The organism is Actinomadura miaoliensis (assembly GCF_039536785.1).
GTDB classification, from domain to species: Bacteria; Actinomycetota; Actinomycetes; order Streptosporangiales; family Streptosporangiaceae; genus Spirillospora; species Spirillospora miaoliensis.
Window position 1 is genome coordinate 129,021 of the sequence record NZ_BAAAZG010000006.1, and the last position, 12,734, is coordinate 141,754.

Here is a 12,734-nt window from a genome sequence, read left to right on the forward strand (position 1 = left end):
CCGCGAACGACCGCACGGGCCCGAGCTGGAACTCTCCCTCAGCTGGCCGGAGGACCTGCTGGACGAGGCGGAGGCCGGCGCCCTGGCCGCCGGGTGGACGGCGATGCTCACCGGCCTCGTCGCGCACACCGACGGCACCGGTTCCGGAGGCCACACGCCGTCGGACTTCCCGCTGGTCACGCTGGCCCAGGACATGATCGACGAGCTCGAAGCCGAGTACACGGACGAAAGGGGAACGCGGTGACGCAGAGGCGGGTCGAGGACGTCTGGCCCCTGTCGCCGTTACAGGAGGGGCTGCTGTTCCACGCCCTGTACGACGAGCGGACCCTCGACGTCTACACCGTCCAGCAGATCGTCGAGCTGGACGGCCCCCTCGACGCGGACCTGCTGCGCCGCTCCTGGGAGGCGCTCCTGGACCGGCACGCCAGCCTGCGCGCCGCCTTCCGCCAGCCCGCCGGATCGCAGCAGCTCGTCCAGGTGGTCATCCGCGGCGTGGAGCTTCCCTGGCGGGAGGTCGACCTGTCCGGCTGGGCGCCGGGCGCCGCGTCGGCGGAGGCTGCCCGGCTCGCCGACGACGAGCGGGGCCGCCGCTTCGACCTGGAGGTGCCGCCGCTGCTGCGGCTCCTGCTGGTCCGGCTCGGCGAGACCCGGCACCGGCTGGTCGTCACCGTCCACCACATCGTCATGGACGGGTGGTCCATGCCGATCCTGATGCGGGAACTCTGGGCGGTGTACGCGGCGGGGGGCGACACCTCCGGGCTGCCCTACGTGACCCCCTACCGCGAGTACCTGGCCTGGCTCGCCCGCCACGACAAGGACCGCGCACGTGCCGTGTGGCGTGAGACGCTCGCCGGCGTTGAGGAGCCGACCCTGCTCGTCCCGTCCGTCCGGGACGCGGCCCCGGTCATGCCGGAAGAGGTCATCGTCGACGTGGGCGACCGGCTCAGCGGCGAGCTGCGCGACCTGGCCCGTGGCGTCGGGGTGACGCTGAACACGGTCGTTCAGGCGGGTTGGGCGTTGCTCGTCGGCAAGCTGACGGGGCGTCGTGACGTCGTGTTCGGTGCGACCGTCGCGGGCCGTCCGGCCGACCTGCCAGGCGTGGAGCAGATGCTCGGCCTGTTCGTGAACACGGTTCCGGTGCGGGTGGCATTGCAGCCTGGTGAGACGGTGGCGGCGCTGCTGGGGCGTGTGCAGGCGGAGCAGTCGGTGTTGCTCGACCACCAGTACCTGGGCCTGGCGGAGATCCAGCGGCTCGCGGGCTCCGGCGCCACCTTCGATACCCTTCTCGCCTACGAGAGCTTCCCCGGCGACCCGGCGGGGCCGCCCGACCTCGGCGGGCTCCGCGTCGCCGGCACGGACGGCAGCGACGCCGCCCACTACCCGCTGACCCTGGCCGTCGCACCGCTCGACGTCCTCAAGCTGCGCCTCAGCTACCGGCCCGACGCGTTCGACGAACGGTCGGCACGGGCGGTGGGCGAGCGGTTGGTGCGGTTGCTGGAGCAGATGGCGGCTGATCCCGGGTTGTTGGTGGGGCGTTTGGAGGCGTTGGGCGCTGACGAACGCGAGGTCGTGGTGTCGGGTTGGAACGACACCGGGCGTGGGGTGGCATCGGCGTCGTTGGTGGGTTTGTTCGCTGAGCAGGCGGCCCGGACGCCGGATGCGTTGGCAGTGGCGGACGAGCGGGTGCGTTGGTCGTATGCCGAGTTGGACGCGGCGAGCGATCGGGTGGCGGGGGAGTTGGTGGCGCGTGGTGTGGGTCGGGGTGACTTGGTGGGGGTGGTGGTCGACCGCTCCGTTGAGCTGGTGGCGGTGTTGGTGGGGGTGTTGAAGGCGGGTGCGGGTTATGTGCCGGTGGATTCGGGTTATCCGGCGGCACGGATCGAGTTCATGCTCGGCGACGCCCGCCCGGCCGTCGTGGTGTGCACGTCGGCCACTCGGCACGTGGTGACGGGAGAACCGCTTGTCGTGGACGCCCTGCCGCTGGAGGGGGCGGCAGCGGCTCCCGTGACGTCGTTGGACTTGGACGCCGATGACGTCGCGTATGTGATTTACACGTCGGGTTCGACGGGGCGTCCGAAGGGTGTGGCGGTCTCGCACGGGGCGATCGTGAATCGTCTGCTGTGGATGCAGGACCAGTACGGCCTGGACGCCTCGGATCGGGTGCTGCAGAAGACCCCGTCGGGGTTCGACGTGTCGGTGTGGGAGTTCTTCTGGCCGCTCATCACGGGTGCGGGGTTGGTGATGGCGCGTCCGGGTGGTCATCAGGATCCGGCGTATTTGGTGGAGGTGATCGAGCGGGAGCAGATCACCACGGTGCATTTCGTGCCGTCGATGCTGGGTGCGTTCCTGCCCGAGGTGTCGCCGGGGCGGTGCGACAGTCTGCGGCGGGTGGTGTGCAGTGGTGAGGCGCTGCCGGCGGAACTGGTGGCCGAGTTCCACCGGCGGTTGCCCGTGGAGTTGCACAACCTGTACGGCCCGACAGAGACCGCGGTTGATGTGACGTTCCGGCCGTGCCCGGCCGAGGAGGACGCGACCGTCATCCCGATCGGTCGTCCGGTGTGGAACACCCGGATGCTGGTACTCGATGACTTCCTGCAGCCGGTACCCGTCGGCGCCGCCGGAGAGCTGTACGTGGCCGGTGTGCAACTGGCCCGGGGCTACCTGGGTCGCCATGGCTTGACCGCTGAGCGGTTCGTGGCGTGCTCGTTCGGCTCCGGTGAGCGGATGTATCGAACCGGTGACCTGGCCCGATGGACCCCCGATGGTGAGCTGGAGTTCTTGGGCAGGGCCGATCACCAGGTAAAGATCCGGGGATTCCGGATCGAACTGGGCGAGATCGAGGCGGCGCTTGCCGCGCACGCCTCCGTGGGGCGGGTGGCGGTGGTGGTGCGGGAGGACCAGCCCGGCACCAAACGCCTCGTCGCCTACATCGTCCCGGCCGATGGTTCGGTCGACACCGGAGCGCTGCGAGAGCACGCGGCCGAGCGCTTACCGGAGTACATGGTTCCGGCGGCGTTCGTGGTGTTGGAGGCGTTACCGACCACCCCGAACGGCAAGCTGGACCGGGCCGCCCTGCCCGCCCCGGACTTTGGTGGCCGGTCGGGTGGGCGTGGCCCGGCGAACGCGACCGAAGAGGTGTTGTGCGGCCTGTTCGCCGAAGTCCTCGGCCTCGACCAGGTCGGCGCCGAGGACTCGTTCTTCGAACTCGGCGGGGATTCGATCGCTTCGATGCTGCTGGTGTCGCGGGCCAGGCGGGCGGGCTTGGCGCTCACCGTCCGCCAGGTGTTCGAACACCGCTCGCCCGCCGGTCTCGCGGCCATCGCCGTTCCCGCCGGCCAGGCCGCCGCAAAACCTCGCGAGGACGCCGCGACGGGACGGCTCCCACTCGTCCCGATCATGCGTGACGTCGCGGAACGCGCCGGACGGGTCGCGCTTGAGGGCGAGTTCTACCAGTCGATGCTCGTCTCGGTTCCCGCCGGCCTGGACCACGGGCGGCTGTCCCGGGCCGTCCGGGCGGTTCTCGACCAGCACGACATGCTGCACGCCCGCCTCGAAACCACTGACGAACTGCTGGTCACCGAGCCCGGCTCCGTCGATGTCGACGCCGTGTTGCGCCGCGTGGACGGCATCGCCCCCGACGTCGTCGCCGAACAGTCGCGGGCGGCGGGCCGCAGGCTGGACCCCCAGGCGGGGGTGATGACGCAGCTGGTCTGGTTCGACGCGGGTCCGGACGTCGACGGTCTGCTTCTGTGGGCGGTTCACCATCTCGCGGTCGATGGCGTGTCCTGGCGCGTCCTGCTGTCCGATCTGGCCGACGCCGGCACGGCGGTGGCGGAGGGCCGGACCCCCGACCTCGCCCCCGTTCCCGTGTCCTATCGGGAGTGGGCGCGGGAACTGCGCGCTCGCGCCGGGAGCCCCGAGACCCTGGCCGAGCTTCCGGCCTGGATCGACCTGCTGAGCGGCCCGGACCCGGCGCTGGCCGACCGTCCCCTCGACCCGGACGTGGACGTGGTGGCGGCCGGGGTCGGCCAGGTGACGGTGACGGTCCCCGCAGAGGTGACGCGTGCACTGCTGACCCGCGTCCCCGCCTCCTTCCACGCCGGAATCGACGACGTTCTGCTCGCGGCCCTGACCGGCGCCGTCACCGCATGGCGTCCCGAAACACGCGCGGGGATGCTCGTGGACGTCGAGGGGCACGGACGAGTCCCCCTCACCGACGGCATGGACCTGTCCCGGACGGTCGGCTGGTTCACCAGCCTTCACCCCGTCCGCCTGGATGCGGGCGACCTGGACGTCACGCCGGGCGGCCAGGACGCCGGACGGCTGGTCAAGCGCGTCAAGGAGCAGTTGCGCGCGGTCCCGTCCGACGGGCTCGGCTACGGGCTGCTGCGCCACCTCAACCCGGAGACCGCCGCCGAGCTGGCCGGGCTCCCGGTGCCGCAGATCGGCTTCAACTACCTCGGCCGCTTCGCCGCGGGCGAGCCCGGCCGGCACTGGCAGCCCACAGGCGCGGGCGGGCTGAGCGGCGGAGCCGACCCCCGGCTCGCGGCCACGCACGTGCTGGAGGCGGCCGGGCTCGTGCACGACCTGCCCGGCGGTCCCGAACTCGAACTGTCGCTCAGCTGGCCGGTGACGCTGCTGGACGAGCCGGACGTGCGGTCCCTGGCGCAGGCCTGGGCCGACCTGCTGAACGGGCTCGCCGACGCGCCGGGCGGTCACACCCCGTCGGACTTCCCGCTGGTGAGCCTGGACCAGGACCAGATCGAGGAACTGGAGGAGACGGGCCTGGCCGACGTGTGGCCCCTGTCGCCGCTCCAGGAAGGGCTGCTGTTCCACGCGCTCTACGACGAGCAGGCCCCCGACGTCTACACCGTCCAGCACCTGGCGACGTTCACCGGCACGCTCGACACCGCACTGCTGCGCCGGTCCTGGGACGCCCTGGTGGCCCGGCACGCGGGCCTGCGCGCGGGATTCCGCAGGCCGACCGGAGCGGAACAGTACGTGCAGGTGGTGGTGCCCGAGGCCACGGTCCCCTGGCACGAGGCGGACCTGTCCGGGCTCGGCCGGGACGAGGCCCGCGAGAAGTCGGAACGTCTGGCCGCAGACGAACGACGACGCCGGTTCGACGTCGGAACACCGCCGCTGATCCGGTTGCTGCTGGTGAAGCTGGGCGCGGACCGGTACCGGATGGTCGTCACCATGCACCACCTCGTGCTGGACGGCTGGTCGCTGCCGGTGCTGATGAGCGAGCTGTGGCAGGTGTACGAGGCGGGCGGCGACACGTCGACGCTGCCGCCCGTGGTCCCGTACCGCGGCTATCTAAACTGGCTGTCCCGGCAGGACCGGGACGCGGCGCGGACCGCCTGGCAGCAGGCACTGTCCGGAGTGGACGGACCTACGCTCATCGCGCCCGCCACGGCCGAGGCCACGGTGCTCCCGGCCAGCCTGACCATCCGGCCGGACGACCGGCTGGTCGACGCGCTGCGGGACACCGCCCGCACCCACGGCCTGACGTTGAACACGCTCATGCAGGGCGCCTGGGCGGTGCTGGTCGGCAAGCTGACCGGCCGCGACGACGTGGTGTTCGGCGCGACCGTGTCGGGGCGCCCCGCCGACCTGCCCGACGTGGACCGGATGCTCGGCCTGTTCATCAACACCGTCCCCGTGCGGGTGCGCCTGGACGCGGCGGCCTCGCTCGTCTCGACGCTGTCAGCGCTCCAGGACCGGCAGTCGGAACTCATCGACCACCAGTACCTGGGGCTCGCGGAGATCCAGCGGATGGCCGGCGCCGGCGCCACGTTCGACACGCTGCTGGTCTACGAGAACTACCCGATCGAGGCGGCCGGGCCGCCGATGCCCGGCGAACTGCGCCTGCTCGACGCGGAGGCGCAGGACGCGGCCCACTACCCGCTGACGCTCGCGGTGGCACCCGTGGACCCGTGGGAACTGCGGCTGACCTACCGTCCGGACATCTTCGACGAGCCGACCGTCCGGACCTACGCCGACCGGCTGCTGCGGGTGCTGGAACAGCTCGCCACCGACCCGGAACGCGCGATCGCCCGGATCGAGGTCCTGGACCAGACCGAACGCTTCACCCTGCTGGAGAGCTGGAACGACACCGGCGCGTCCGTCCCCGACACCCTGATCCCCGGCCAGATCCGGGCCTGGACGGAGCGCACTCCGGACGCGGTGGCGTTGCGGTGCGGTGACGCGGCCCTGACGTATGCCGAGTTGGAGGAGCGGTCGAACCGGCTGGCCCGGTATCTCCGGGATTCCGGGGTCGGTCGTGAGTCGGTGGTGGGTCTGTGCCTGCCGCGTGGTGTGGACGCTGTGGTGGCGATGGTCGGGGTGTGGAAGGCAGGCGCGGCCTATGTGCCGCTCGACCCCGAATATCCGGCTGACCGGCTGGAGTTCATGCTCGCCGACAGTGGCGCGACCCTGCGGATCGACTCCCTCGATGACCTGATCGCGGATCAGTCCCCAGAGCCCATCGATGCCGCCCTGGACATGTCCAGCCTGGCGTACGTCATCTACACCTCCGGCTCCACAGGCCGCCCCAAGGGCGTCATGGGCCACCACGGCGGCATGGTCAACCTGGTCGAATCGCTGCGCCCGGTCCTGGGCGCGGCGCCAGGCGAGAAGGTGCTGCAGTTCGCCTCGTTCAGCTTCGACGCCTCGGTCCTGGATGTTGCGGTGGCGCTGTCGTCGGGGGCCACGCTCGTCATCGCGACCGCGCAGGAGCGTGCCGAGTCGGCGGCGTTGACGCGGATGCTGAACGAGCAGGCGGTCAGTGCGGCGAGCATCGTGCCGTCCCTGCTGAGCGTGCTCGACCCGGCCCAGGTCCAGACCGTGAATCGCTGGGTGCTGGGTGCCGAGCGGCTGTCAGCAGAGCTGGCCGCGCGCTGGGCAGGCGGCGACCGGTTGTGGAACACCTACGGCCCGACCGAGACGACCGTCATGGCCACAGTCGGCGTGGTCGACGGCCCTGGAACACCGCCCATCGGCCGCCCGATCGGCAACACGCAGGCGTTCGTCCTGGACGAATTCTTCCAGCCTGTCCCAGCCGGAGTGACCGGCGAACTCTACGTCGCCGGCGCAGGCGTCACACGCGGATACGTCAACCGCCCCACCCTGACCGCCGAACGGTTCGTGGCCTGCCCCTTCACCACCGGACGCATGTACCGCACCGGCGACCTGGCCCGCTGGACGAACGACGGCGAACTGGAGTTCATCGGACGAGCCGACGAGCAGGTCAAGATCCGCGGATTCCGCGTGGAGCCGGGCGAGGTCGAAACCGTGCTGGCTGGGCACGAGAGCGTCGACCGCGCCGTGGTGACGGTGCACGACGGCCGCCTGATCGCCTACGTCGTCCCGGCGAACGGTGGCATCGACGTCGCCGTCCTGCGCGAGTTCGCGGCGGTGCACCTGCCCGAGTACATGATCCCCTCCGCGTTCGTTGAGCTGGAGGCGCTCCCCCTCACCGTCAACGGCAAACTCGACCGGGCCGCACTCCCCGCCCCCGACTTCGCGGGCCGGACGTCGAGCCGGGCCCCCGCCACCCCCACCGAGGAGCTCCTCTGCGGCCTGTTCGCCGAGGTCCTCGGGGTGGAGCGGGTCGGGGCGGAGGATTCGTTCTTCGAGCTGGGCGGCGACTCGATCATGTCGATGCTGCTGGTGGCCCGGGCCCGGCGTGCGGGGCTGGTGCTCACCGCGCGGCAGGTGTTCGAGCAGCGGTCACCGGCGGCGCTGGCGGTCGTGGCCGCGCCGCTGGACGGCGCCGCCGCCTCGGACGCGCCCGCCGCGACGGGCCGGATTCCGCTGGTGCCGGTGATGCGGGAGGCGGCGGAGCGGTCCGGCCCGGCGGCCTTGGAAGGCGAGTTCTTCCAGTCGGTGCTGGTCGCGGTGCCCGCGGGGCTGGACGCCGACCGGCTGGCGCGGGCGGTGCGTGCGGTCATGGACCGGCACGACGTGCTGCGCGCCCGGCTCGACGGCACCGAACTCGTGGTCCCCGAAGGCGGCGTGCACGCACCGGCGCCGCCGCTGCGCAGGGTGCCCGCGGAGGAGCCGGTGCACGAGCAGGTCCGCGCGGCCGCCGCACGGCTCGATCCGTCCAACGGGGTCATGACGCAGCTCGTCTGGTTCGACGCCGGTCCGCAGGGTGACGGGCGGCTGCTGTGGCTGATCCACCACCTGGTCGTGGACGGGGTCTCGTGGCGGATCCTGCTGCCGGATCTGGCGGCGGCCTACGAGTCGCCGGACACGGACCTGGAGCCGGTACCGGTGTCGTTCCGGCAGTGGGCCCTGGACCTCGCGGCCCAGGCCACCGCGCCCGAACGCGTCGCCGAGCTGCCGCGCTGGACGGCGCTCCTGGACGGCCCGGAACCGCCGCTCGGCGACCGGCCGCTCGACCCGGAACTGGACAAGGTCACGACCCTGCGCCAGGTGACGGTGACCGTCCCGGCCGAGGTGACCGGGGCGCTGCTCACCCGGTTGCCGGCGGCCTTCCACGCGAGCGTCGACGATGTCCTGCTGGCGGCGTTCAGCGCGGCGCTCGCCGAGACCCGCGAGGACTACCGGGCGACGGGTGTTGTCGTGGACGTCGAAGGCCACGGACGGGAAGGAATGGACCTGTCACGGACCGTCGGCTGGTTCACCAAGGTGCATCCCGTCAGGCTGCCCGTCCCGGAGACCGGCCCCGGCGACGTGCGTGCGGGCGGTCCTGCCGCGGGCGAGCTGATCAAGAGGGTGAAGGAGCGGTTGCGCGCGGTCCCGTCCGACGGCCTCGGCTACGGCCTGCTGCGCTACCTGAACCCGGACACCGCCGCCGAACTGGCGGCCCTGCCCGCCCCGCAGATCGGCTTCAACTACCTCGGCCGCCTCGCCTCCGGGTCCGCCGGCGCCCCCGGTGACGGGGGACGGCACTGGCAGCCGGTGGACCGCACCGGTCTCGGCGGCGGCGCCGACCCGCGGATGGCGGCCGGTCATGTGCTGGAGGTGTCGGGGGTCGTCCACGACCTGCCGGACGGCCCCGAACTCGTCCTCGGCCTGATGTGGCCGGAACGGCTGCTGACCGAGGCGGCCGTCCGGGAGCTGGCCGACGCGTGGGCGGCGATGCTGGCCGGCCTGGCCGCGCACGCCGCCGACCCGGCGGCGGGCGGCCACACCCCGTCCGACTTCCCGCTGGTCCCCCTGGACCAGGGCCAGGTCGAGGAGCTGGAACGCGCCGTCCCCGGCCTGGCCGAGGTGTGGCCGGTGACGCCCCTGCAGGAGGGGCTGCTGTTCCACGCGGGCTACGACGAGGAACTCCCCGACGTCTACGTCAGCCAGCGCGTGCTCGACATCGAAGGACCGCTCGACACGGCGGCCCTGCGCCGGTCGTGGCAGACGCTGCTCGACCGGCACGCCGGCCTGCGCGTCGGCTTCCTCACCCCGGCCGGTGCGCGCGAGCCGGTGCAGGTGGTCGCCGAGGGCGTCGCCGTCCCGTGGCGGGAGGCGGACGTGCCGGGCGGCGACGCGGACGAGGCGGAGCGGCTGGTCGCCGAGGAGGCGGAATGCGGGTTCGACCTGGCGTCGCCGCCGCTGCTGCGGCTGCTGCTGATGAGGCTCGGCCCCGGCCGTCACCGGCTGGTGGTCACGATGCACCACATCGTCATCGACGGCTGGTCGATGCCGATCCTGATGGAGGAGCTGTGGGCGGCGTACGAGGCGGGCGGCGCACCGGCCGCGCCGCCCCCCGCCGCATCCCCCCGCGACTACCTCGGCTGGCTGGCCCGGCAGGACCGGGACGCGGCACGCCGGGCATGGCGGGACGCCCTGGACGGGCTGGACGAGCCGACGCTCGTCGCGCCCGCCGTCAAGGGCGCCGATCCGGTGCCGCCGCGCGGCGTCACCGTCCGGGCGGGCGAACGGCTCACCGGGGCGCTGCGCGACACCGCGCGGGCCCGGGGCCTGACCGTCAACACCCTGGTGCAGGCCGCGTGGGCGGTGCTGGTCGGCAAGCTCACCGGCCGCCGCGACGTGGTGTTCGGCGCGACCGTCTCCGGCCGTCCCGCCGAGGTGCCGGGCGTGGAGCGCATGCTCGGCCTGCTGATCAACACGGTTCCGGTGCGGGTGCCGCTGGACCCCGCCCGCCCGGTGGGCGCGCTGCTGGCCGACCTTCAGCGGCGGCAGGCCGAGCTGCTGGCGCACCAGCATCTGGGGCTGTCGGAGATCCAGCGGCACGCCGGGCAGGGCGCCGTGTTCGACGCGCTGCTGGCGTTCGAGAACTACCCGGCCGACCCGGCGGGCCCGGCGGTCGCCGGTGGGCTGCGGCTGACCCGGGGGGAGATCCGGGACGCCGCGCACTACCCCCTGACCCTCGTCGTCAACACCGGCGACGACCTGGAACTGCGCCTGGACTACCGGCCCGACGCCTTCACCGGCGAGGAGGCCCGGCGGCTCATCGACCGGCTGCTGCGGATCCTCGGCCAGTTCGCCGCCGACCCCGGCACCCGTGTCGGCGCGCTGGACGTGCTCGACCCGGCCGAACGCCGTCTCGTCCTCGCCGACTGGAACGCCACCGAGCGTCCGGTGTCCGCCGCCACCCTGGTCGACCTGCTGGAACGGCAGGCGGCCCGCACCCCGCACGCCCCCGCCGTCACGCACGGGGCCGCCACCTGGACCTACGCCGAACTCGCCGCGGCCGCCAACCGCGTCGCCCGCGAGCTGATCGCCCGCGGCGCCGGCCCGGAACGGATCGTCGGCGTGGCGCTGGAACGCTCGCCCGAACTCATCGCCGTCCTGCTGGGCGTGCTGAAGGCCGGTGCCGCCTACCTGCCGCTGGATCCCGGCTACCCGGCGGCGCGGCTCGCTGTCATGGTGGCCGACGCCGACCCCGCCGTGGTCGTCTGCACCGACGCGACCGCCCCGGCGCTGCCCGCCGGAGTGCCGCTGCTGCGCTGGGACGACCCCGCGATCGCCGCCCGGCCGGACACCCCGCCCACCGACGCCGACCGGACGGCCCCGCTGCTGCCCGCCCACCCGGCCTACGTGATCTACACGTCCGGGTCCACGGGCGAGCCCAAGGGCGTCGTCGTCCCCCACGCGGGCGCGGTGAACTACGTGACGTGGCGCAGCTCCGCCTACGGGTTCGGGCCCGGCGACCGGGTGCTGCAGTTCGCGTCGGTCTCGTTCGACACGTCCGTCTGCGAGATCTTCCCCGCGCTGACGTCCGGCGCGACCCTGTGCGTCGCCGACCGCGACGGCGACCTCGGGCAGGAGGTGCGGGACCTCGCCGTCACCTCCGCCACCTTCACCCCGACCGTCCTGGACACCCTCGACCCGGACGCGCTGCGCACCGTCACCCGGCTGATCACCGCGGGCGAGGCGTGCGGGCCGGACCTGCTGCGCCGCTTCGCGCCCGGCCGGGCGTTCTTCAACGAGTACGGGCCGACCGAGGCGACGGTCGACGTGACCTGCTGGACCTGCCCGCCCGACGTCCCCGGCACCGTGCCGCTCGGCCGGCCCATCGCCAACGTGCGGGTGTACATCCTGGACGAGTGCCTCCAGCCGGTGCCGCCCGGCACGGTCGGCGAGCTGTACGTGGCGGGCGCGGGCATCACCCGCGGATACGTGCGGCGGCCCGGCGTCACCGCCGGACGGTTCGTGGCCTGCCCGTTCGCCGCGCCGGGCGAGCGCATGTACCGCACCGGCGACCTGGCCCGCTGGACGCCCGGCGGGGAACTGGAGTTCGCCGGACGCGCCGACGAACAGGTCAAGATCCGCGGCTTCCGGATCGAACCCGGCGAGATCGAGACCGTGTTGACCGGGCACGAGAGCGTCGCGCAGGCCGCCGTGGTCGCCCGGCGCGACGGGCCTGGCGGGCGGCTGCTCGTCGGCTACGTCGTCCCGGCCGGGGACGGCGCCGCAGGCGTCGACGGCGCGGCGCTGCGCGCCCACCTGGCCGAGCGGCTGCCCGAGCACATGGTCCCGGCCGCGTTCGTGGAGCTGGCGGAGCTGCCGCTGTCGGTGAACGGCAAGCTGGACCGGGCACGGCTGCCCGCCCCCGACTTCGCGGCGCTCGCGGGCGGCCGGGAGGCGCGCACCCCGCGGGAACGGCTGCTGTGCGAACTGTTCGCCGACGTGCTGAACCTCGACCGGGTCGGCGCCGACGGCGGGTTCTTCGCGCTCGGCGGCGACTCGGTCATGTCGATGCTGCTGGTGTCGCGGGCCCGCCGCGCCGGGGTGCGGTTCACCGCCCGGCAGGTGTTCGAGCACCGCACACCGGCCGCGCTCGCCGCCGTCGCCGAGTTCGGCGGGGCCGAGTTCGGCGGGGCCGGGCAGGCCGGGGACGCGCCCGCCCCCGGAGAAGAAGCGGCGGGGGAGGGGCGGCTGCCGCTGCCCCCGGTCGCGCACGAGATCGCCGCGCGGGCCGGGCGGACGGCCCTGACCGGCGAGTACTTCCAGTCGATGCTGGTCACCGCCCCGGCGGGACTGGACCCGGCCCGGCTGTGCGGCGCCGTCCAGACGGTGCTGGACCACCACGACCTGCTGCGGGCCCGCCTGGACGGCGACGAGCTGGTCGTCCCCGGCAGGGGCGCCGTCGACGCCGCCGACGTCGTCCAGCGCGTCGAGGGCACCGACGAGGAGACCGTGGCCGCGTGGATGCGGCAGGCCGGCGGCAGCCTCGACCCCCGGTCCGGGCACCTGACCCGCGTCCTCTGGTTCGACGCGGGCCCGGACACCGGCGGGCTCCT

Annotated in this window: 2 protein-coding genes (both cut by a window edge); both read left to right on the plus strand. The window is 73.4% G+C overall.

Annotation, left to right across the window (positions count from 1 at the left end):
• A protein-coding gene (locus ABD811_RS08045) for an amino acid adenylation domain-containing protein (protein ID WP_344943171.1) crosses the window boundary here: on the plus strand, positions 1-244 show its 3' end. It extends 14,927 nt beyond the left edge of the window; 244 of the gene's 15,171 nt are visible here — the last part of the coding sequence; the start codon falls outside the window, past its left edge; its stop codon occupies positions 242-244.
• Positions 241-12,734, plus strand: the 5' portion of a protein-coding gene (locus ABD811_RS08050) for a non-ribosomal peptide synthase/polyketide synthase (protein WP_344943174.1). Its footprint extends 5,494 nt past the window's final position; only the first 12,494 of its 17,988 coding nucleotides appear in the window; the start codon lies at positions 241-243; its stop codon lies off the right edge, out of view. Before ABD811_RS08045 ends, ABD811_RS08050 begins: the two co-directional genes overlap by 4 nt.